This is a genomic window from Sphingobacterium sp. (assembly GCF_039596235.1).
Taxonomy (GTDB): domain Bacteria; phylum Bacteroidota; class Bacteroidia; order Sphingobacteriales; family Sphingobacteriaceae; genus Sphingobacterium.
Map to the genome: position 1 here is coordinate 57,668 of NZ_JBCNKE010000009.1, position 24,343 is coordinate 82,010.

General features: G+C 41.3%; 13 protein-coding genes. All 13 read left to right on the plus strand.

Going from position 1 to position 24,343, the window contains the following annotated elements; genetic code table 11:
- Positions 1-73: 73 nt before the first annotated feature.
- The 13 genes from ABDW32_RS17705 (at position 74) to ABDW32_RS17765 (ending at position 24,258) form a co-directional block, all read left to right on the plus strand.
- Positions 74-2,425 carry a GH92 family glycosyl hydrolase gene (locus ABDW32_RS17705; protein WP_343564785.1) on the plus strand — a complete coding sequence of 784 codons (2,352 nt, stop codon included), beginning with the start codon at positions 74-76 and terminating at the stop codon, positions 2,423-2,425.
- 19 nt (positions 2,426-2,444) lie between these two features.
- Entirely contained in the window at positions 2,445-3,164 is a 720-nt protein-coding gene (locus ABDW32_RS17710; protein ID WP_343564787.1) for a basic secretory protein-like protein, read from the plus strand.
- 10 nt (positions 3,165-3,174) lie between these two features.
- Positions 3,175-5,469, plus strand: coding sequence for a GH92 family glycosyl hydrolase (locus ABDW32_RS17715; protein ID WP_343564789.1), 2,295 nt, complete (start codon positions 3,175-3,177; stop codon positions 5,467-5,469).
- A gap of 250 nt (positions 5,470-5,719) precedes the next feature.
- Entirely contained in the window at positions 5,720-8,008 is a 2,289-nt protein-coding gene (locus ABDW32_RS17720) for a GH92 family glycosyl hydrolase (RefSeq protein WP_343564790.1), read from the plus strand.
- A gap of 157 nt (positions 8,009-8,165) precedes the next feature.
- Entirely contained in the window at positions 8,166-8,546 is a 381-nt protein-coding gene (locus ABDW32_RS17725; RefSeq protein ID WP_343564792.1) for a hypothetical protein, read from the plus strand.
- Positions 8,547-8,690: 144 nt separating this feature from the next.
- Complete coding sequence (locus ABDW32_RS17730; protein WP_343564794.1) at positions 8,691-9,797, plus strand: efflux RND transporter periplasmic adaptor subunit; 1,107 nt, start codon at positions 8,691-8,693, stop codon at positions 9,795-9,797.
- Between the two features lie 12 nt (positions 9,798-9,809).
- Positions 9,810-14,360: an efflux RND transporter permease subunit gene (locus ABDW32_RS17735; RefSeq protein ID WP_343564796.1), complete on the plus strand. Its 4,551-nt coding sequence runs from the start codon at positions 9,810-9,812 to the stop codon at positions 14,358-14,360.
- Positions 14,361-14,637: 277 nt separating this feature from the next.
- Complete coding sequence (locus ABDW32_RS17740) at positions 14,638-16,167, plus strand: DUF6377 domain-containing protein (protein WP_343564797.1); 1,530 nt, start codon at positions 14,638-14,640, stop codon at positions 16,165-16,167.
- 241 nt (positions 16,168-16,408) lie between these two features.
- Positions 16,409-19,381, plus strand: a complete 2,973-nt coding sequence (locus ABDW32_RS17745) for a TonB-dependent receptor (protein ID WP_343564799.1) — start codon at positions 16,409-16,411, stop codon at positions 19,379-19,381.
- Positions 19,382-19,391: 10 nt separating this feature from the next.
- Positions 19,392-20,912 carry a RagB/SusD family nutrient uptake outer membrane protein gene (locus ABDW32_RS17750; RefSeq protein WP_343564801.1) on the plus strand — a complete coding sequence of 507 codons (1,521 nt, stop codon included), beginning with the start codon at positions 19,392-19,394 and terminating at the stop codon, positions 20,910-20,912.
- Between the two features lie 36 nt (positions 20,913-20,948).
- The gene (locus ABDW32_RS17755; protein ID WP_343564804.1) at positions 20,949-22,421 is read left to right on the plus strand and encodes a glycoside hydrolase family 30 beta sandwich domain-containing protein; all 1,473 of its coding nucleotides are present in this window, start codon (positions 20,949-20,951) and stop codon (positions 22,419-22,421) included.
- An 11-nt stretch (positions 22,422-22,432) separates the two neighbouring features.
- Entirely contained in the window at positions 22,433-23,767 is a 1,335-nt protein-coding gene (locus tag ABDW32_RS17760; protein WP_343564806.1) for a DUF5125 domain-containing protein, read from the plus strand.
- 110 nt (positions 23,768-23,877) lie between these two features.
- A complete protein-coding gene (locus ABDW32_RS17765; protein WP_343564808.1) occupies positions 23,878-24,258 on the plus strand; it encodes a hypothetical protein in 381 nt (126 codons plus the stop codon).
- Positions 24,259-24,343 lie beyond the last annotated feature (85 nt).

The window sequence follows — 24,343 nt, forward strand, 5'->3', positions numbered from 1 at the left end:
TTTGAATTCGTATTCTTTTTTATATCTTTACTAATACGTTTTAGTAGAAATATTTATATATATATCCTAAATAATGAAGAAATCATTTAGTGTTTTTCTAGGGTCATTATTGTCCTTGGGTTTGTTTTGCGCAAAACCGGTTTTGGCTCAGAAGTTTAGAGGACAGCAAATGGAAGCCGTGGATCTGGTGAATCCGTTGATGGGTACTGAATCCAAATTTGAGCTATCCAATGGGAATACTTACCCTTCCATAGCGAGACCATGGGGGATGAACATGTGGACACCGCAGACTGGGAAAAATGGCGATGGATGGCAGTATCAATATACAGCTGATAAAATCCGCGGCTTGAAGCAGACGCATCAGCCTTCTCCTTGGATGAATGACTATGGTGTTTTCTCTATTATGCCGGTTACCGGAAAACCTGTTTTTGATCAGGATGAACGTGCAAGCTGGTTTTCGCATAAAGCGGAAATTGTAAAACCCTATTATTATTCTGTTTATTTGGCAGATCATGACGTGACAGCGGAGATGACACCGACTGAACGGGCAGCAATCTTCCGCATCTCTTTCAATAAGACGGATGATGCTTATATCGTTTTGGATGCTTATGAAAAAGGCTCAGAAGTTCAAATCATTCCTGAAAAGAATATGATCATTGGCTACTCGTCGAAATATGCGCGCGGCCCATTGCCTGAAAATTTCAAGAACTATTTTGTTCTTGTTTTCGATCAACCTTTTGCCAGTGTTGCTACCTGGGAGGGAAAGGAAAAGAAAGATGGCCAGCTACAGATCAAAGGTGACCATACAGGTGCTATCGTTGGTTTCAAAGTGAAGGATAAGTCGAAACCTGTTCAGATAAAAGTTGCTTCCTCGTTTATCAGTGCTGAGCAGGCACTGTTAAACTTAAATGAGCTCGGCAATAAGTCATTTGATCAAATTAAAGAAGATGGTCGCCAGATATGGAATACAACCTTAGGTAAAATTAAGGTGGAAGGCGATGATATTGATCAATTGCGTACATTTTATTCGACAATGTACCGTACCTTGTTTTTCCCGAATAAACTATATGAAATCGATGCGCAAGGAAAGGCCGTCCATTACAGCCCATATAATGGTAAAACGCTGCCGGGATACTTGTTTGGCGGTACAGGTTTTTGGGATACTTTTAGAGCCTTGTATCCCTTCTTAAACTTTATGTATCCTTCTATCAATAAAGAAATGCAGGAAGGATTGCTCAACGCCTATCTGGAAGGTGGATTCTTACCGGAATGGAGCAGCCCGGGATATGCGGATATCATGGTTGGTAACAACTCCGCTTCGGTGGTTTCAGATGCTTATATAAAGGGGTTACGCGGTTATGATATCAATAAGTTATATGAGGCCTTGCAACATGGTGCGAACAATGAAGGGCCAATGACCGCTGTTGGACGAAAAGGTGTTGAATATTACAATAGCTTAGGTTATGTTCCCTATGATGTTAAAATCAATGAAAATGCTGCCCGTACGTTGGAATATGCTTATGATGACTTTACCATATACCAGTTGGCAAAAGCATTGAACCGTCCTAAGGCTGAGATAGAGTTGTATGCGAAGCGTGCTCAAAATTATAAGAACTTATTCGATCCTTCCACTAATTTGATGCGTGGTAAAAATAAGGATGGTAAATTCCAGGCACCTTTCAATCCATTGAAATGGGGGGATGCCTTTACTGAAGGTAATAGTTGGCATTACTCCTGGAGTGTTTTCCATGATGTAAAAGGGCTGATCGATCTAATGGGCGGCGAAAAAACTTTTGTCAATATGTTGGATTCAGTATTTGTTCAGGCGCCAGATTTTGATGATAGCTATTATGGCGGTATTATCCACGAAATTCGGGAAATGCAGGTTGCCAATATGGGCCAATATGCACATGGTAATCAGCCTATTCAGCATATGCCATACTTATATAATTATGCCGGCCAGCCCTGGAAAACACAGTATTGGGTACGCCAGGTTATGGACAGAATGTATAAGCCAACTCCTGACGGTTATTGTGGTGACGAGGATAATGGTCAAACGTCAGCATGGTATGTATTCTCTGCATTAGGTTTTTATCCTGTTTGTCCAGCGACAGATGAATATGTGCTGGGGGCTCCATTGTTTAAGAAAGCGACCTTAACTTTTGAAAATGGTAAAACATTGACAATCGATGCACCGAATAATTCGAAGGAAAATGTGTATGTCAATACTTTGCAGATGAATGGAACAGCGCATGGTAAGAACTGGTTGAGTCACAAAGCACTTCATGAAGGTGGAAATCTTCATTTTGATATGACCGCCAAGCCCAATTACAATAGAGGCGCGACCTCAAATGCCGCTCCATATTCGATGTCGAATGAATTGAAGACGGTGACGAAATCAACAAAATCAACAAAGAAAAAATAAGCAAATTATAAACCTGATTATGAACTTTAATTATCTAAAAAAAACATTGGCTGTCGTAGGCTTATTGTATTCCTGTTCAGTTTTGGCACAGGACAATTGGCAACATACCGAAAACGACCGTAAGATCGCTGTGGATGTGGATAGTATTAGCAAAAACGGCTATACCTTGATCTGGATCAATAAAGACAAAAATTTTAGTCCAGCGCTAAAAGATAGGTTGATAGCGGCGTATTTTACGAATTATCCCAAGCTGGCAAAAAAATATAATAGCAAGACCATTAAAAAAGTGTCTTTTGTCATTGATCCGGATTATAAGGGGGTAGCGGCTACAGCCGGCGGTATTGTCCGCTATAGTCCAGAATGGTTTGCAAAAAATCCGGGCGATATCGATGTTGTTACCCATGAAGTGATGCATATCGTGCAGGCCTATCCGGATGGGGCTGGCCCTTGGTGGATAACCGAAGGGATAGCAGATTTTGTTCGTTTTGATGACGGATTAGATAACGCTGGGGCAAATTGGAAGTTACCTGAGTTTACAGAAAAACAAAAATATACGGATTCTTATCGTACTACGGCACGTTTCCTCTATTGGATTAACAAAAACGTAAAAAAGGATTTTGTTAAAAAATTGGATGCTGCAATGCGGAGTAAAACGTATACAGATGATTTCTGGAAAGCGCAGACGGGAAAGACAATTGACGAGCTGTGGAATGCTTATAGTCAAAATCCAAAGATCTAATCCTTAAGTGATGAACATAAGAAGTTTAATTTGTTTCGGTTTTCTTTGCCTCCCTTATTTAGTAAGAGCGCAGGAAACCAAATTGATTCAGTATGTCAAACCACTGATCGGAACCGCGCGGATGGGGCACACCTTCCCCGGGGCAACAGTTCCTTTCGGGGCAGTGCAACTAAGTCCGGATACGGATACCTTATCCTATGCTGTAAATGGAAGGTACAATGGTGATGTATATAATTACTGTGCAGGGTATCAGTACAGTGACCCGACGATTGTCGGCTTTAGCCACACACACTTTAGTGGTACCGGTCACTCTGATCTTGGTGATATATTGGTCATGCCAACCCAAGGTAAGGTGCAGCTCAATCCGGGCACTGCAGATCAACCTCAGGGAGGATATAGATCTCCTTATTCGCATGCGAATGAACGTGCTGAGCCCAACTACTATAGCGTTTTACTTGATAAACATCAGATTAAGGCTGAGTTAACCACAACATCTCGTGTCGGTATCCATCGTTATACTTTTCCACAATCGGATGCCTCACATCTTGTCCTGGATTTAACTGCTGGAATTTATAACTATGATGGTAAAAACGTCTGGACAGTTGTTAAAGTATTGAATGACTCGACCTTGGTAGGCTATCGCCAGACCAATGGATGGTCGCGTACACGTACGGTGTATTTTGCTATAAAGACATCCAAGCCTTTCAAAAACTACGGGGCTAAATACGAGGATGGAAAAACGGTGTATAACGGTTTCTGGCGCAAGTTTGACCAACAGCAGAATTTTCCTGATCTAGCGGCCCACAATATCAAATTGCATTTGGACTTCGATACCAAAACGCAGGAATCAATCCAGATGAAAGTTGCGTTAAGCCCGGTAAGTATGAGGAATGCGCTCCATAATATGGAAATCGAAGCGCCAAATTGGGATTTTGAGGCTTATGTGCGCGCTGGACAAACCGCTTGGGAAAAGGAACTTCACAAAATTGAAGTGGATATGTTGAATAAGGAGGATCTGATCAATTTCTATACGGCAATGTATCATGCCAGTCTGATGCCGACCATTTATATGGATCAGAACGGGGAGTATAAAGGACTGGATCAGGAGATTCATCAGGCTAAGGGGTTCACGAATTATACTTCATTTTCACTTTGGGATACGTTTAGAGCTTTTCATCCACTGCTGAATCTGATTAATCCTTCGCGAAATGCGGATATGGTGGCCTCAATGATGGCGCATTATGATCAGAGCGTATTAAAGATGTTGCCAATCTGGTCGCATTATGCGAACGACAACTGGTGTATGAGTGGTTACCATTCTGTATCCGTCATTGTGGATGCGATATTGAAAGGTGTCTATAAGGGCGATCCTGAAGCCGCATTACGGGCTTGTGTACAAACAGCAAATACACGTAATTATGAAGGGATAGGCGCTTATATTGACAAAGGATATGTCCCAGATGATGTATCTGGCACTTCAGTTTCCAATACGCTGGAATATGCTTATGACGACTGGTGTATTGCACAATTGGCCAAGAAGCTAGGGAAAGAAGATATCTACCGTACTTTTTCGAAACGTGCTGAGAGTTGGAAATCACTTTATGATCCGACAATTGGTTTTATGCGACCAAAGAATTCTCAAGGGAAATTTAAGGAGCAGTTTGATGTATTGGATACCCATGGACAGGGCTTTATTGAAGGGAATTCCTGGAATTATAGCTTATATGTCCCTCATCAACCCCGGGAGATGATGGAACGTATGGGGGGGCAAAAGAAATTGGAGACTTATCTGGATTCTTTATTTACAATGGAATTGCCCGATAAATATTTTGAGCATACTGAGGATATTACCCGGGATGGAATTATTGGGAACTATGTTCATGGCAATGAGCCTTCACATCATGTGGCTTATCTCTATAACATAACGCAGAGCCCTTGGAAAGCGCAGGCAAGTCTACGTCAGATTATTCGAAATCAATATCATAACGGTCATGCCGGTTTGGGAGGAAACGATGATTGTGGACAGATGTCTGCTTGGTACCTATTTACGGCACTCGGATTTTACCCTGTAGCACCGGGAGAAGATTCCTATTGGATCGGTAGCCCATTGGTGAAATCTGCAAAGATCAATCTCGAAAACAGAAAAACGATCGCCATCACCGTGCGTAACCAGTCGGAGAAGAATGTGTATGTCAAATCCGTGACGCTGAATGGTCAGCCTTTGAATAATTTGAAACTGCCATACAATAGCTTGATCAATGGTGCCGAATTGATCTACACGATGAGCAGTAAACCAAATAAATAGTATGGTAGGCAATCTACGAATATAGTAATCAAACAAGTATAAAATATAGCATAGCGCAGCCAAGCTCGCTGAGCTGACATTTTTAGAATCCATTCCCCTATTCAAACAGACGCTTGAATAGGGGATTTTTTGTAACCATCTTGTGAAAATAAAGCGGTTCTCTCCTATATTTAAATTTCTTAACTATATTTACTAATACGTTTTAGCTTTTTGAGGTGTTTTTAAGACGGCTTCAACCAAATCAAGAATTATGTTTAACATTAAAAAAATAACGGGCGGTATCCTTTTTCTTTTTGCTGCTCATGTAAGTTTAGCGCAGCAACCTTCGCCGGTAGACTATGTAAATCCGTTGATCGGTACCGAATCTAAATACGAACTGTCTAATGGAAATACTTATCCTGCCATAGCACGTCCCTGGGGAATGAACTTTTGGACACCGCAAACGGGGAATATGGGTGATGGTTGGGTATATACTTATACTGCTGATAAAATTAAGGGATTTAAACAGACACATCAACCGAGTCCCTGGAATAATGACTATGGGCAATTTTCGTTGATGCCCATGACCGGAAAACCTCAGTTTGATCAAGAAAAACGTGCAAGTTGGTTTTCACATAAAGCAGAGGTTGCCAAACCTTATTATTATAGTGTTTATCTCGCTGACCATGATGTCACTACGGAGCTCACACCTTCGCAGCGAGCGGCGATATTTCAGTTTACTTTTCCAAAGACAGAGCATGCCTACGTAGCTATCGATGCTTTTGACAAGGGATCCTATATCAAGGTTATTCCGCAGGAAAATAAAATCATTGGTTATTCAACAAAAAATAGTGGTGGTGTCCCTGATAATTTTAAGAATTATTTTGTTATCATTTTTGATCGTCCTTTTTCGTATAAAGCCGGCGTAAGGAATGGCAATATGAAGGATAATCAGCTGGAAATTCAGGATGATCATGCGGGAGCGATCGTTGGTTTCCCTGCGTTAAAGCGCGGAGAGAAGGTACTAGCAAAGGTGGCCTCATCCTTTATTAGTTTTGAACAGGCAGAACTTAATCTCAACGAAGTGCGGTCCAAATCATTTGAGCAGGTTGTAGATGAAGGTAAACAACAATGGAACGAGGTATTGGGGCGTGTTCAGGTAGAAGATAAAAACGTAGACCGTTTGCGTACATTTTATTCCTGTCTTTACCGTTCAACTTTGTTCCCACGGGATTTTTCCGAGATTGATGCTTCAGGGAAAAGAATGCATTATAGTCCATATAACGGTCAGGTCTTACCCGGCGAAATGTTCACCGATACGGGGTTCTGGGACACATTCAGAAGCTTGTTCCCGCTTTTGAATTTATTGTATCCAACCATGAATGATCGTATGCAGGCGGGTTTGGTGAATGCCTATAAGGAAAGTGGATATTTGCCGGAATGGGCATCGCCTGGACATCGTGCATCGATGATTGGCAATAATTCTGCCTCGGTCGTAACGGATGCCTTGGTCACCAATCGAACAGGTTATGATAAAGAAATCCTTTGGGAGGCCCTGAAACATGGTGCAAATAATGCTTACCCTAAACATTCTTCTACTGGACGTTTTGGTTATGAATACTATAATAAACTAGGCTACATCCCAGCAGATGTAAAGGTTGACCAGAACGTGGCCCGCTCCTTGGAATATGCTTATAACGATTGGTGTATCTATGAATTTGGAAAGACACTCGGCAAACCAAAATCTGAAACAGCGATCTATGCACAACGGGCGATGAATTACAAAAATCTTTTTGACCCAACAACAAAGTTGATGCGTGGTAAAAAAGCAGATGGTTCTTTTGTCGCGAATTTTGACCCAAGTGCATGGTCCCGTGAATATACGGAGGGTAACGCCTGGCATTGGAGTTTTTGTGTGTTCCATGATCCCCAGGGGCTAATAGACTTGATGGGCGGAAATAAATCTTTCGTTTCCATGTTGGATACTGTATTTGTTATTCCGAGTTATGAAGGAATGAAGAGTCGTAGCATGATCCACGAGATGCGTGAAATGCAAGTGATGAATATGGGACAATATGCACATGGTAATCAGCCCATCCAACATATGCCTTACCTTTATAACTATGCGGCAGAACCATGGAAGGCACAATACTGGGTTCGTAAAATAATGGACAAATTGTATCTCCCGACGCCGGATGGCTACTGTGGCGACGAAGATAATGGTCAGACTTCTGCCTGGTATGTATTTTCATCCTTGGGATTTTACCCGGTTTCACCTGGATCTGGAGAATATGTAATCGGTTCACCTCAGTTTGATAAGGTAACTTTAAAACTCGAAAACGGAAAGGAGATTCATATCCATGCCAAACAGGAGCATATAAATCAGGTGTATGTAAACCAGCTTTCCTTAAATGGAAAAACTTATGAAAAAAATTATATTCGCTATTCGGATCTGATAGATGGTGCAGACCTGGAATTCAAAATGAGTACCGAACCGAATAAAAATAGAGGAATTGAGAAAGGTGATGCGCCATATTCTTTCAGTAATGAAAAGCGTTAATATAAAAAGGCCTGGATGAACAAATTGTTATAAATAACGGATACAGTTCGCTCAAAAAATAAGTAAAACATTTAAAAAACCATGACAATTAATCGACTTGCTGTCATGGTTTTTTTACACGAATAAAATAATCTTGGTTATTTAAAGTCATACCTTTGTGATTCGAAAATTCGATATGTTAGGTAAATTATTTCATTTTTTAACACTTTTTGCGTATCTCAATCTCCTGACGTATGAGTCATTCTCATCGACGACAGGACAAGTGCTGCATGCGGGTGAAACGATCGTGGAGTATTTTCTGGATGATGTATTGGATTTAGAACCTATTCATTCTTCCCAGGAAGAGAAAGTCCTATTGCAGGACGATTATCGTATATTTTCTGTTAATAGTCAGGTATTATCCATTTTCATATTTGTTTTTGGGATAGTATTTACTGCTTTATGCTTTTCAAAGGATAAGGCACATCCATTTTATCGGTCTAAAACACTCTGTAGACCCGGATATTATCAATTCCTATATAGACTCCGACCTTTCTAGGTATTCGCCCTACTTTTCTATTGGAGTCTATAAAATAATAGTGTTTTTACTTTTCTGGTAACCTGGAGCAGTTGCTCTGGTGTATCCCTTTACAATATTATTGTAGCTCCCCCCTAGTTTTACATTTTATTTTTTATCGTTTTTATGAAAAAATTATTTGCACTGTGCCTGTTATTGGGCGCGGTAGGGATGCTGGCTTCTTGTCGCTCCTCCAATGCTAATGCCGAGCAAAACAAAGAAATTAAGAATATCCCAATTACACCATTGGTTGTAATGGACACAACAGTGTATCAGGAATATATTGCAGATATTCAGGCCTTGAAAAATGTGGAGATCCGCTCCAAACTAAATGGATTTCTAGATAAAATCTACGTGGATGAAGGCGCCTGGGTAAAGAAAGGGCAGGTTTTGTTCAGATATAATAACGAAGAGTACCGCTCAGAGCTTGCTAAAGCAAAGGCGCAATATGATAATTCCATTGCTGAAGCCCAAAAAATTAAGCTGGAGATGGAAAGAACCCAAAAGTTGGTGGATAAAAACATTGTGAGCTCTTCGGAATATAATCTACTGAAAATTCAGTTGAAAGCCGCCAATTCTAAAATTGAGGAAGCCCGTGCCTTAGTCAATCAGGCCCAGACCAGACTGGATTACACGGTTATCCAAGCCCCTTTTGATGGTCGGATAGATCGGATTCTATTGAAGGAAGGATCACTGCTGACCGAAGGAAGCCTCATTACAACAATTTCCGATCTAAGCCAGGTTAACGTATATTTTGACATTTCAGAACGCGAGTACCTGACGATGATGCAGGATAAGATGAATGGCAAGGAAACCCGTAAAACGGTGAAATTAATTTTAGCAAATGGAGCATTATATCCACATGAAGGCGTAGCACATATTGTCGAAAGTGAATTTGAGGCAAATACAGGATCTATCGCACTTCGTGTACAATTTCCAAATAAGGAACATATCCTGAAACATGGTGCAACCGGTAAGATTGCCGTACCTATGGAAACGGGTGAACATGCATTTGTACACCAGAAATCAGTATTTGAGATACAGGACAAGACCTATGTTTATACCATGCAGGCCGATAGTACAGTCAAGATGACACCTTTTGTTGCGGGGCCTCGTGTAGGTCACTATTACATTGTTGAGGGAGGCCTTGATCCAAATGTTAAAGTGGTTTATGAAGGTGTGCAAAACTTGCGTAACGGGATGAAAATTAATCCAAAATTGAGGAAGCTGTAGCGGAGGATAATTATGTTTGAAACATTTATAAAAAGACCCATATTATCGCTAGTCATATCGGTTTTTATTACACTCTTGGGTTTACTGGCATTATTTACCTTGCCGATTACCCAATTTCCGGATATCGTTCCACCATCGGTAGTTGTGAATGCCAATTATACTGGTGCGAATGCTGAAGTAAGCACCAATGCCGTTGCTATTCCTTTGGAGAAAGCAATCAATGGGGTAGCAGGGATGACCTACATGAACTCTGTATCGACCAATAACGGAAGTACGGTGATACAGATTTTCTTCGAAGTAGGAACTGATCCAGATATTGCTGCGGTCAATGTTCAGAATAGGGTGACAACAGTGCTCGATGAATTGCCCGAGGAAGTTATCAAAGCCGGTGTAACAACAGAGAAAGAAGTCAACTCCATGTTGATGTACCTGAATGTCTTTACCGACGATGAAACTGCTGACGAACGCTTCATCTATAATTTCGCCGATATCAATATCCTGAAGGAACTTAAACGTATTGAAGGGGTAGGACTCGCTCAGATTATGGGTATGCGCGACTATGCGATGCGTGTATGGGTAAAGCCCGATCGTATGGCAGCCTATAATATCTCTGCGGAAGATGTGGTTGCTGCTTTGCGTAAACAGAATATTGAAGCTGCTCCTGGACAGACAGGTATCAGCTCCGATAAAATGCGTAATATGCAACAATACGTATTGCGTTACCCTGGAAAGTTTACAGAAATTGATGAATATGCCAATGTGCCTATTCGCGCCAATTCAAATGGTTCGATTATCCGTATTAAGGATGTCGCCGATGTTGAATTCGGATCCCTGGATTATGAAATGGTTTCTAAGACGGATGGTCGGCCATCTGCCTCGATCATGTTAAAACAGCTCCCCGGATCAAACGCCCAAGAAGTTATTCAACGGGTAAAAGATCGGATGGCGGAATTGAAACAGACTTCGTTTCCAGCAGGTATGACTTATACCATGGGTTATGATGTTTCCCGTTTCTTGGATGCCTCTATTTCATCGGTGATCAAAACCCTATTGGAAGCATTTCTATTGGTTTTCATTGTCGTGTTTATCTTCTTACAGGATTTTAGAGCGACTGTTATCCCGATTTTAGCAGTTCCGGTCTGTCTGATCGGTGCTTTGTTTTTCATGCAGATGTTAGGCTTTTCGATCAACTTGTTAACGCTATTTGCCTTGGTATTGGCCATCGGCATCGTGGTCGACAACGGGATTGTGGTCGTAGAGGCTGTCTATGCCAAAATGGAGGAAGAACATTTGCAGCCTATGGAGGCGACCTTAGAGGCAATGAAAGAAGTGGGGGGCGCTGTAGTAGCGATCACGCTGGTCATGTCAGCGGTGTTTGTACCCGTTGCTTTTCTTTCCGGTCCGGTCGGGATATTTTATCGACAGTTTTCGCTGACTTTGGCTGCTGCCATTGTGATTTCCGGTATAAATGCCTTGACATTGACACCAGCACTATGTGCGCTTTTCCTGAGGTCACCGCACGACCGTAAACCTTCCAATAATTGGTTAGATCGTTTCTTTAAACAATTCAATGCGATATATGACCGCACAGCTTTCGGATATAAAGGAATCTTAGTGAAAACAAGTGCACGGCGCGGCCTTACGTTGCTATTGTTGGGTGGATTCTTCGTAGCGACTTGGGGAAGTAGCGCAATATTGCCATCCGGATTTATTCCAACGGAAGATCAGGGAATGATCTATGTCGCTGTGACTACCCCTCCAGGGGCTACGGTGGATCGTACCGAACGTGTGTTGGATAAGATCGATTCCGTCGCCCGCAAACTGGATATTGTTGAAACGGTTTCAACTTTATCAGGGTATAGTATCGTGACCGAGGTATCGGGTGCTTCCTATGGAATGGGAATGATCAACCTTAAACCCTGGAAAGAACGTGATCAGACGGTGGATGATGTGATCAAAGAACTACGGGAGAAAACGAAAGATTTTGTCGATGGGCAGATTGATTTTTTTCCGCCACCTACGGTTCCGGGCTTCGGTAACTCTTCCGGATTTGAATTACGCTTGTTGGACCGCAGCGGTAATGAGGATCTGAATAAGACTGCAGAGGTGCTGGAGAAGTTTATGGAGGATATGGAGAAAAGTGAAGTTATCCAGGATATCAGTTCCAGTTTCGACGTTAACTTTCCACAATATATGCTCAAAGTGGACTATGATATGGCCGCTAAGAAAGGGATATCCGTAGAAAATGCGATGAATACCTTACAGACCTTGATGGGCAGTCTCTATGCGACAAATTTCATTCGTTACGGACAGATGTATAAGGTGATGGTGCAGGCTGGACCGGAGTACCGTCAGCGACCTGAAGATGTCCTCAGGCTATATGTCAAGAATGAAACCGGCGAGATGGTACCCTATAATGCGTTTATTTCCATGGAACGTATCTATGGCCCTGAACAGATTACGCGGTACAATATGTTTAGTTCGGCCATGATCACCGGCCAGTCGTCGCCAGGTTTCAGTTCGGGACAAGCGATCGAAGAAGTGGAAAAGATTGCTTCTTCTTTGCCGCAGGGCTATAGTATTGAATGGTCCGGAATGACGCGCGAACAAAAGATTTCAGGAAATCAGGCCCTATATATTTTTGCGCTCTGTCTATTATTTGTTTACCTGTTGTTGTGCGCCCAATACGAAAGCTTTTTATTGCCGTTACCGGTTCTACTCTGTTTACCAGCCGGAATTTTTGGCGCCTTTATCTTCCTGAAAGTCTTTGGCTTGGAAAACAATATTTATGCCCAGGTAGCTTTAGTCATGCTGATCGGTCTTTTGGGTAAAAATGCCATCCTAATTGTCGAATATGCTAATTTAAAATATAAACAGGGAATGGATATTGTAACAGCTTCTATTGAAGGTGCTGTGGCCCGTCTACGTCCTATTTTAATGACTTCATTTGCCTTTATTGCCGGATTGATTCCCTTGATGATGGCTAGTGGTGCCGGAGCTTTGGGTAACCGAAGTATTGGTACAGCTGCGGTCGGCGGGATGCTTATTGGGACGATATTAGGAGTTATTGTTATCCCGGGGCTGGTCATCTTATTCTCGAAAAAAGAGAATAAAAAACAGGTCATCAAACAGACTTCACTAGTGATCACTGCGCTCATTCTTTTCGGTAGTTGTTCCGTCCCTAAGAAGACGGCTCAACCTGAAGCAGTTTCCGTGCCGACGACTTTTTCGTCAAGAGCAGCTGTTGATAGTGTAAATGTGGGTAATCGATCCTGGCGTGAAATTTTTAAAGACCCACTTCTGGTCGCATTGATTGATTCCGCTTTGCAGAATAATATCGATATCCGTCAATCCATCTTACGACTGGAATCTGCGCAAGCTTATTTTAAACAGCGGAAAGCAGCATTGGGGCCTACAGTCGAAGCTGCTGTCGAGGGCGGGATACGTAAGTATGGTCATTATACGGAATCGGGTATCGGTAACTATGATTCAAACTTTTCAGATAATTTAAAAAGTGATGAAAAGCTGCCTGAACCATTTATTCCTGATTATTTTATTGGACTTCGTTCTTCTTGGGAAATCGATCTATGGGGTAAATTAAAAAGCCAAAAACAAGCTGCTTATTTTGGCTTTTTGGCTGAGCAGGAGGGAAAACGCCTGTTGGAAACGGAATTGGTATCCAATATTGCGACTGCCTATTATGAATTAATGGCTTTAGACCAAAAGATCAAGGTGTATAACCGCAATATTGAACTGCATGCCAATGCGCTTGAAGTGGTGGAGGTAAAAAAAGATGCCGGTTATGCCACAGAACTGTCTGTTCAACAGTTTAAAGCATTATTGGCAAACTCTAAATCTGCTAAGGAGAAATTAAGTCAGGAAATTGCGCTTTGGGAGCATCATATCAACGGATTGCTGGGACGATATTATCAACCTATCAAGCGCAGTGAATATGTTGAGAATACAAGTCTATACCATGCAATGTCCTTCGGGACGCCAGACGATCTGGTCAACCAGCGTCCGGATATCAAAGCAGCCTATCTGAAGATGATGGCCTCGTCAAATAGTCAGGAGGCATCCCGGCTGGCTTTTTTGCCTTCGGTGGCCATTAGCCCTTTTGTCGGTTTGCAGAGTTTCAGTTTTAACAAGTTGTTTAATCTGGACAAATCCATTGCTTATAATTTATTTGGCGGCATTACACTGCCAATATTGAATCAACGGCAATTGAAGACACAATATGAAATTGCAAAAGCCGATTATGGAATCGCTTTTTTGGACTATGAAAAAGCTGTAGTGAATGCTTATAATGAGGTCTCTAATGTCATTATGACACAGGAGGCTATCAGCAAACGTCGTACGTTCGTAGACGAGCATGTAAAGGCATTGGATCTATCCATTGAAGCCGCGCAGGAGCTGTTTATCGCTGGCCGCGTGACATCACTGGATGTGGTTACAGCGCAAAAGGAATCCCTAGAAGCTCAGATTGGAAAAGTGGAACTGGAGAAAGAAAATACCCTTAACCAGATTTTACTTTACAAAGCTTTAGGTGGCGGGTGGAAATAAATCCACCTTTGAATAAAAATAAGAAAACTATTTTTCATGCGATAAAGAATTAAATTGTTAATTCTTAGGCCCCTAACAGGGGCAGAGAAAGAGGCCGTCGGGAGATGTCCTCTTTTTTATTGTTATTTTTATGTAGTTTAGCTTTGATGATGTTGAACCGAGCCTTATTATGTTGCAGCGTATTTTTGTTTTCATTTTTCTATTTCATTTGAGTTGTTTATTATCTGCTCAGGATTATTCGGATAGTACCAAGATTTTTCATCGCCTAGAATATCTAATGGAAAATCAGAAGATGTATGTTAAAAATCGGGAAGACAAGCTGGATAAACTAAAACAGGAAGCGAAAGCACTTGAAACTGATAGAAACCGCTTTTTTCAAAAGAATTACGAAATCTTTCAGAACTATAAGAAGTTCGATTCCGATGCTGCACTTCGCTATATCACACTTTGCCAAAAATTAGCTCCACCTAATAATGATTCACTTCATACGGTTATTCAACTTGATTTAGCCTGGGTTTATTCGACAGTTGGGCGTTATATTGAAGCATCAAAATTGTTGAATGAGATTAGTTCTGCAGGACTTGACAATAAACTTTTAGCCAAATATTACGATACCTATAGTTCATTTTATAGTCATTATGGGCAAAGTAACAATCGTCAGGAATATTATCAGGCAAGTGAACGCTATAGGGATTCCTTATTACAGGTTTTGCCGAAATCTTCCTTGGAATACCGGACGACCATGGCGATAAAAACCTTATTTAATGGCAGTCGGGAAGATGCAAAAAAACAATTTTTCGACCTTTGGAAACAAAATCAAAAAGACCTCGAACAGCGGGCCTTATTGTCCTATTTTATCAGTTTGATCTATAAATACGAAAAAAATGCGGCCGGCCAACTTTATTATCTGACTGTGTCGGCAAGTGCGGATATTGAAATGGCAAATCGGGACAATGCGTCATTTCATGATCTAGCACTAACTTACTATGATAAACAGGATTTTGATCGTGCCTTTCGCTATATTGAAAAGGCGATCGATGACGCAATGCTATGTAAAGTTCGTTATCGCATTATCGAGGGTACTTCTTCCTACCCGATCATTAATGCTGCATATCAGCAGAAAATCAATAGTCAGAATAAACAGTTGATTGCCTTGATTGTTGTGGTCAGTTTTTTGTTGATCGGTGTTATTATTGGATTGATTGTAATTTATCGTCAAGTACAGCATCTGCGTAGAATCAGATCCGAATTGTCCGGAACCAACCAGCAGTTACGCGCGTTGAACAGTGAAATCAATCAAACGAATCTTAAACTCTCCGAGTCCAATCACATTAAAGAAGAATATATTGCGCAATTTTTTGATATGTGTTCAAGTTATATCGACAAAATGGAGGATATACGAAAGGCTTTGCTGAAGAAAGCAGGCAATCAGCAGTGGGAAGCACTTCGTGAACAATTGAAATCAACGCAGATGGAGGAAAGAGAAATACAGCAACTGTATATCAATTTTGACCGTATCTTTTTAAATCTTTATCCCACATTTGTTGACGAATTTAATGCACTTCTTCAGGAGGACGAGAAGATATATCCGAAGAAAAGCGAATTGCTCAATACAGAACTGCGTATTTTTGCACTGATTCGTTTAGGCATAGACGACTCCGTTAAGATCGCCAGTTTCCTGAGGTACTCCCTGCGCACAGTTTACAACTACAGAACCAAAGTACGCAACAAAGCCGCCGGCAATCGGGATACCTTTGAGGCATCAGTTTGTCAAATTGCAACCATCGATCGGCTTAATAAGCAGTGAAACTACCAGAAAAGTAATAATACAGGAATGAAATCTATCTCTTTTTAGTACTTTTTATCCTGCTTTTATTTTCCAAAAGTATTGTTTTTCAGTTGTTTGTGATTTTTTACGGGTACTTTTTAAGTACCTGCACTTTTTTCCCTGTCTGGGTCCTGCTAGTTTTGTTTTGAGCGATGGAGCAGGGGAAACTCCGCGCAATTTGGAATAACCAAACAAAACAATAACCAATTTTTTATTTCATATGATTTACTTTACTCGAAAAGTAACCTTTTCCATGGGGCTGGTTTTCTTGTGTGCCTGGTTGAATTCGGTATTTGCACAGGACCGTATTCAGGTCAGCGGGCGGGTGCTGGATGCGCAGGATCAAAAACCACTCACTGGCGTAACGATCACACAAAAGGGCACCAGCAATGCAGTTTCCAGTAATGGAGAAGGTCGTTTCCAGATTTCGGCCTCACAAGGCAGTATTCTTCAATTTAGTTTTATTGGCTATGACAACAAAGAGTTGCCCGCCAATAGTACCATGACTGTTCAGCTAAACGCTGCGACTAATGTCCTTGAAGATGTTATTGTCATTGGTTACGGGGCCGTAAAACGGAAGGATGTAACTACTGCAATTTCTTCTGTATCAACCAAAGATTTGGAGAAGAGGCCGGTCGTAAGTTTGGGACAGGCTATACAAGGCAAGGCGGCCGGTGTATCGGTGATCCAGCCCAATGGAGCACCAGGAGGGGAAATGTCAATTAAAGTCCGGGGTACAACATCATTCAATGGATCAAACGATCCCCTTTATGTTGTCGATGGATTACCTGTTGAGGACATCAAATTTCTATCGCCAAGTGATATTACAGACATCCAGATTTTAAAGGATGCTTCTTCTGCGGCTATCTATGGGTCGCGCGCAGCAAATGGTGTTATTCTTGTGACCACAAAATCCGGAAAAGCAGGGGAAGCTAAAATTACCTTAGGAGCGCAGGCGACAGCAAATGTCGTAAATAATACCGTAAAAGTGTTGAATACCGCGCAATACAAGGAATTGATGGCGGAGACAGGTTATGTTAAACTGCCAGAAGGGCTTACTGATCAAACAGACTGGTTTAAGGAAACCTATAAAACCGGAGTTCAACAGAATTACCAGTTATCAATCTCTGATGGTAATGAAAAATTGCGCTATTATTTGGGTGGGGGCTATCTGACTGAGAAAGGCACGCTGCAAGGTTCATTCTTTAGACGCTATAACTTCAAAGCGAATATAGACAATCAGGTAAAAAAATGGATGAAGGTTAACGCTAATATAGCTTATGCGGATTACAATACCAACGGAATTATATCAGGTAATGGATCTAATCGGGGTGGAGTCGTTACTTCGATCATCAATACACCAACTTATGCACCTATATGGGATCCTTTGTTCCCTGATCGGTACAACACCAATTTTAATGGGCTAAATATCAACAGCCCTTTAGAAAATCTTGAACGAACCAAGAATAACAATAATCGTGAGAATAGGTTATTGGCGACAGGAAGTGCATTGATATCCTTTATGCCCAATTTAACCTGGAAGTCTTCATTTTCAATGGACAGACGATCGGGCGTACTGACAACATTTTTAGATCCCTGGATTACACAACAGGGTAGAAATCAGTTTGGAGAAGCTTCCGATGCCCGAAACACAAACACGGTATTGACCTGGGATAATGTGCTGACTTATAGCAGAAGCTTCGGAAAACATAGCTTGGAGGCGATGGCGGGTTCATCCTGGACCGATTCAAAATATACCAATAGTTATATTTATGGTTCCAACTATGCTAACGGAATTATTCAGACACTTAATGCTGCAAATAAGATTTCATGGAATGGAACCGGATCAGGAGCGTCCAATTGGGCTATCTTATCTTATTTTGCCCGTGCGATGTACAATTACGATGGAAAATATCTTGTAACTGCAAATATGCGTGCGGATGGATCGTCTAAATTAAGCCCTTCTGGTCGTTGGGGATATTTTCCTTCGGTGTCAGCCGCATGGCGCTTATCCGCAGAAGATTTTATGAAAGATGTGGACTGGATCAATGATCTGAAAATACGTGGCGGATGGGGCCAGACCGGTAACCAATCCGGACTTGGCGACTATTCTTATCTATCGTTCAATGTAATTCAGCGCTTACCTTGGTTTGAGGACAAATACCAATATTCTCCGCCAAATATTGGGAATTCGACTACTTTGCGCGCAACAGATCTAAAATGGGAAACAACCACTCAGGCAAATGTGGGGATTGATTTCTCTACATTAAATAATAGATTGAACCTGACCTTAGACTACTACCATAAAAAAACAACAGATATGTTGATGGAAGTGAGCTTGCCTACAGGCTCTTCTTCGGCGAGTACAATTAAACGGAATGAGGGGGAGATGACCAATAAAGGATTTGAGATTGGCATCAGTTCCAAAAATCTTACAGGTGATTTTACATGGAATACAGATTTCAATATTTCCTTTAATAAGAACCGTCTCGATAAACTGGTCTTTACAAAAATCTACAACGATGCGGTTACAAATAACTTAGTCAATGCAACGGTCGTTAGGAATGAACCTGGCAGGCCTTTAGGTGGATTTTACGGTTATATCTCCGATGGTGTAAATCCAGAGACAGGCGAATTGATGTATAGAGATCTGAATGCTGATGGCAAAACATCTCCTTCCGACCTGACTTATATTGGAGATCCCAATCCTAAATTTGTATATGGATTGACAAATAACTTTTCCTGGAAAAATTTTGACTTAAGTATATTTCTTCAGGGCACTTATGGTAATGATATTTTCAATGCGAGCCGAATGGAAACCGAGGGCATGTATGATGGCCGTAATCAAACGACAGTTGTACTCGATAGATGGCGCGTCCCGGGACAGATTACACATGTGCCTAAAGCAGGCTTTGATATCAGAAACTCATCTTATTTTGTGGAAGATGGAAGCTATTTGCGCGTAAAAAATATTTCATTGGGTTATTCCATTGCACCTGAACGATTGAAAAAGATTGGAATTCAAAAGATCCAGCCTTATTTTTCCGCCAGCAACCTATTTACCCTAACTAAATATTCAGGTATGGATCCGGAGGTAAACCAGTGGGGAAATTCGGGAAGAGTACAAGGTCTCGATTGGGGGACATATCCGCAAAATAGATCTTTTGTACTTGGTGTAAATGTAGAATTTTAATTGAATTGTGATGAAAAAAACAAATATTAAATACGTTTTACCTTTGTTTGTGACAGGTTTGCTGCTGGCTTCTTGCTCGCTAAATCGTGATCCTCTGGACAGTTATACAGATGTGAGCCAAGGTAAAACTGAAAATGGAACACAGATCGTCTTTAAAAATAAAAGCGAGGTTGATAACTTTCTTTCGGGGATTTACCAACAGATGCGCGATAGGCAAGAGCATTGGTACTTGGATCTATTGCTGATCGGTGATTCCCATGCGGACAATGCGTACGCAGGAACAACAGGAGCCGAAGTTGTACCCTTTGAGAATAATTCTATTGAGGGATCTAATTCCGTTATTGATCGCGATTGGGCGCGTTATCTCGAAGATATCGCGCGAGCCAACCGTTTAATCATCAATGTCGATAGTGTTGCGGATAAATCCATTAGTGATGCGGACATCAAAGTCTATAAGGCACAGGGTAAAATCTTTCGGGCGTTGGCAATGTTTGATATGGTGCGCATATTTGGATCCATTCCAGTAATAACAACACAGGGAAAAGATATTACCGCGGAAAATATCGAAGCAGTATATCCAGAATATTTCCCCAAACAGGCGACCGAAGAGGAAGCGCATAAACAGATTGAGAAGGATCTTTTGGAGGCTCTGGTTGATGCCCCGGTCAACAACAATGCAAATAAAACCTTGTTTACAAAGTCTGTCGCCCGGGCAATGTTGGCCAAACTCTATGCCGAAAAGCCCCTCCGGGATTACAATAAAGTTATTCAGTATGCGGACGCATTGGCCGGAGATGGTTTTGAGTTAAATCCTAATTACGGAGATCTCTATGAATTGAATACGGCAAAGACCGATTTAGCGCAGCGAAATACCAAAGAATCAATTTTAGAGGCGCAATTTATGCCTGGATCGGGAAACTGGGCGACCTGGATGTTTGGCCGCGACCTGGCTAATTACGACAATGCATTTACCTGGGCCAAATGGGTCACACCATCACGCGATTTGATTCAGGCATATACGAATGAAGCAGATCAAATTCGGATGGCGCAATCCATTGTTTATTATACAACAACCTGGAGCAACTATTACCCCTCAAACCATTATCCTTTTATGTTCAAGCTGCGTTCGGGATTGAATAGCATCGTCAAACTCCGCTATGCCGATATTTTATTGCTAAAGGCCGAAGCCAAGATCCAATTAGGGTCAGATCTTTCCGGAGCAGCTGACATTATTGATAAGATCCGTGCACGTGTAAAATTACCGAAATTACCTGCGGGAATTCGGTCCAATAAAGATGCTTTATTGGAAGCATATCTGAAAGAACGCCGCCTGGAATTGGCCTTTGAAGGACAGCGTTGGTTTGATTTGGTCCGTTTGGAGAAAGTAGAAGCAGTCATGAATGCCGTGTATGCGAAGGATTCAGGAAGAAAGGCGCGGGTATATCCGTTCACAAAGAATTCCTACCGTCTGCCGATTCCACAGCCGAAAATTGACCAGAATCCTAACTTAGTTCAGAATCCAGGATACTAATTATTTTAATTGTTTATGAAACGTAATAATAACACTATGATATATACATTCTTGTTGTCCTGTTTGATCACAGCAACATCTTGTAACCGTGATAGCTTCGTACCTTCACAAGGTGATGATATCAAAAAATCTGGCGATGTCACTGTGGTAATGACCAATACAAAGCGCGCCTATGATCTGACCAGAAAATACGTCGACTTTAGCACAAAGTTTAATATGTCGCCGAATACAATTACCTTAAATCCCACTCAAAAATTTCAGACAATGGACGGATTCGGTGCGGCTATTACCGGTTCAACATGTTACAACCTGATGAAAATGAGTAAGGAAGATCGGAAGAAATTTCTTACCGAGACTTTCTCCGATAAAGATGGAATAGGCATGAGCTATATCCGTATTGCTATCGGTTGTTCGGATTTTTCATTGAGTGAGTATACCTGTTGGGACAAAGAAGGAAAGGAAAATTTTGGACTTCAATCAGAAGAAACCCAATATGTCATCCCTGTGCTGAAGGAAATCCTGGCCATCAATCCGAGCATCAAAATTATGGGATCACCATGGACTCCACCAAAATGGATGAAGGTCAATAATCTGACTGATCTAAGGCCTTTCGATTCCTGGACCAGTGGACAATTAAATCCAAAATACTATCAGGATTACGGCTGGTATTTTGTGCAATGGATTCAGGCAATGAAAAAAGAGGGCATTAATATTTATTCGATTACTGTTCAAAACGAACCATTGAATCGAAAAAATTCTGCTTCAATGTACATGTCATGGCAGGAACAGCAGGCATTTATCAAACAATCCTTGGGACCTCAGTTAAAGGCCGCAAGTATAACGACAAAGATCTATGCTTTCGACCATAATTATAATTATGATAATATGGCCGATCAGGAAGATTATCCGATCAAAATCTATAATGACTCCGGCGCTGCTTCTTTTATCGCTGGCGCTGCCTACCATAACTATGGTGGAGATAAGGCCGAGCTCATCGATATTCATAACCAGCGACCAGATAAAGAATTAGTCTTTACAGAAACATCCATTGGCGAATGGAATGAGGGGCGTAACCTTGACAAGCGTTTGATGGAGGATATGCGCGAAGTAGCGTTGGGAACAGTGAATAATTGGAGTAAGGGGGTTATTGTTTGGAATTTGATGCTGGATACCGATAAAGGGCCAAATCGCCAGGGCGGTTGTCAGACCTGTTATGGCGCCGTTGATATTAGCAAGTCAAATTACAAGAGTATCACACGCAATTCGCATTATTATATTATAGGTCAACTTTCATCTGTAGTGAAGCCTGGGGCAACTCGCATTGGTGCTACCGGATATACCGCTGAAGGATTAGTCTATAGTGCCTTTCAAAATACGGACGGAACCTATGCTGTGGTATTGTTGAATGAATCGAGTGATAATCGGAAAATTACGCTGGCAGATGGTAAAAATCATTTTAGCTATGAGGTTCCCGCGAATTCAATCGTCTCTTATCGGTGGAAAAACTAAATAATGGGCTTATGAAAAGATATCTCATCAATATACTATTGGGAACAGTAGCTGTTGTCAGTTCCTGTAAAAAGGATGAAAAATATGTTTATCAAATCGGCGATCCCAAAATTGAATTGAAATCAGCTATTTCTGCTGCCCATTTTGGTGATAGTTTGGTTTTTAATGTTCGTGTATCGGATAGCGAAGTCGCTTTGTCCACGCTGAAAGCTCAATTATATTTTACAGATGATAAAGTTAGCGAAACGACGATCCGTACAAAAGAGAATGGCGAGTATAGTGGAAAAATTTATGTCCCTTTTTTGAAAGACATCCCAGATGGAAAAGCGACGCTTAAGTTTGTTTTGCAGAATATTAGTCAGAAGAAGACTGAACAGTCTTTTGAAGTAGATTTAAGCCGTCCGGACTTTCCTTACCTCACTTTGGTTACTGAATCAAAGTCTTATCGGATGGAGAAAACCGGACGGAATCAATATGCCGCCAAGGAGAATTTTCCATTTTCCGTTAAAGGGTATATTCAGGCGCCAAAGGTTGGTGAGCAGGGGAATAACATGACTTTTGGATGGGTCAATAATGCCGTTTCACTCGGATCCATATTGGATATTCCATTCTCAAATTCAACCTCTGGTGTATATAGTATCGCATTTAATACCTTGACTTATCAGGCATCACCTTTTATTATCGCCTACGCGATCGACGGTACGGTTTTTAATCGTCTTGATGATACACATTTTAGAGCGGAACTGAATATGACCAAAGGTAATTCGGTCACGATCGATGGTATCGAAGATTTGAAAGATTGGTGGATTGATCCGGATTTCTTTAGCCAGTCAACCGATGGAACCATTACATTTAATGGCATTAATGGAAAATACCGGGTTACGGCTGATTTTGCGCTAAAGTATTTTGTCGTCGAAGCGATGGCGGGAAATGACCTTGCTAAATTGCAGGAAGATGGTACTGGAGCTGTATGGATTATTGGAGAAGGTATTGGAAAACCAAAGGTATCCAACAATCAGGTGGGCTGGAACACAGATAAGGCACTTTGTTTAGTCCCATTGGGGAATAAGAAGTACCAAATTACAGTAAAGGCTGGGGAGTCTATCAACACCGATAATATCAACTTTAAGTTTTTCCATCAGAAAGGCTGGGGTGGCGAATTTGGCGGAACGGATGTGACAACCCCGAGCGATCTGATTTTTATCGGTGACGGTAAAAATGGACGTGATTCCGGAAACCTGGGTATCAAAACGGGTAAAACCTTAGACGCTGGAAAAACCTATCAATTTATGCTGGATTTATCCGCCGGTAATAAAAAAGCCGTACTTACAGTTGTACCAAAATAATCCGTCTTTTGATTTTTCAGTCCCCAGGTAAGGCTTTACTTGGGGACTTTAATATTCCTACTGAATTTGCGTATTCAGCGATTCATTTATATATTTGCCGAACTCACAAGATGAAAGCTAGACAGTTCATATGGATTTTGTTGCCTTTGATGCTCCTCCAGAGCTTCTCAACAGTTTGGCTATGGTCCATTTTTGAGCTAAATCGGGATTACATCGCCCGTTACGAATGTATCAACCGTTTCAACGATAAGGCACTCTCGTGTAGAGGACAATGTATCCTGATGAAGAAAATGCGTGAACATGAAGAAAAGGAGCAAAAGAACCTTGAATCACGTATTATCGATGTCGTTTTTATCAATAACTCCCAGAGTTTTGATTTTAAGATTTCTTCTTTATTTCAAGAAGAGGAAGTGGAACGCTCGTTCCCTGAATATAAAGAAAATTATTCTTACAGACCAATCTTCACAATTTTCCACCCACCGTTAGTTTAAATCCATTTTAGAAGTCATCGTGACATGTATGTTGCTAATTGATAGCGATATACCTACTCATGGTCAGTTCATCGGCTATAAAGTA

Excerpts from the sequence above, each read along its gene's own strand:
- ABDW32_RS17705 (WP_343564785.1), top strand. The coding sequence starts at position 74 with ATGAAGAAATCATTTAGTGTTTTTCTAGGGTCATTATTGTCCTTGGGT.
- ABDW32_RS17710 (WP_343564787.1), top strand. The coding sequence starts at position 2,445 with ATGAACTTTAATTATCTAAAAAAAACATTGGCTGTCGTAGGCTTATTG.
- ABDW32_RS17715 (WP_343564789.1), top strand. The coding sequence starts at position 3,175 with ATGAACATAAGAAGTTTAATTTGTTTCGGTTTTCTTTGCCTCCCTTAT.
- ABDW32_RS17720 (WP_343564790.1), top strand. The coding sequence starts at position 5,720 with ATGTTTAACATTAAAAAAATAACGGGCGGTATCCTTTTTCTTTTTGCT.
- ABDW32_RS17730 (WP_343564794.1), top strand. The coding sequence starts at position 8,691 with ATGAAAAAATTATTTGCACTGTGCCTGTTATTGGGCGCGGTAGGGATG.
- ABDW32_RS17735 (WP_343564796.1), top strand. The coding sequence starts at position 9,810 with ATGTTTGAAACATTTATAAAAAGACCCATATTATCGCTAGTCATATCG.
- ABDW32_RS17740 (WP_343564797.1), top strand. The coding sequence starts at position 14,638 with ATGGAAAATCAGAAGATGTATGTTAAAAATCGGGAAGACAAGCTGGAT.
- ABDW32_RS17745 (WP_343564799.1), top strand. The coding sequence starts at position 16,409 with ATGATTTACTTTACTCGAAAAGTAACCTTTTCCATGGGGCTGGTTTTC.
- ABDW32_RS17750 (WP_343564801.1), top strand. The coding sequence starts at position 19,392 with ATGAAAAAAACAAATATTAAATACGTTTTACCTTTGTTTGTGACAGGT.
- ABDW32_RS17755 (WP_343564804.1), top strand. The coding sequence starts at position 20,949 with ATGATATATACATTCTTGTTGTCCTGTTTGATCACAGCAACATCTTGT.
- ABDW32_RS17760 (WP_343564806.1), top strand. The coding sequence starts at position 22,433 with ATGAAAAGATATCTCATCAATATACTATTGGGAACAGTAGCTGTTGTC.
- ABDW32_RS17765 (WP_343564808.1), top strand. The coding sequence starts at position 23,878 with ATGAAAGCTAGACAGTTCATATGGATTTTGTTGCCTTTGATGCTCCTC.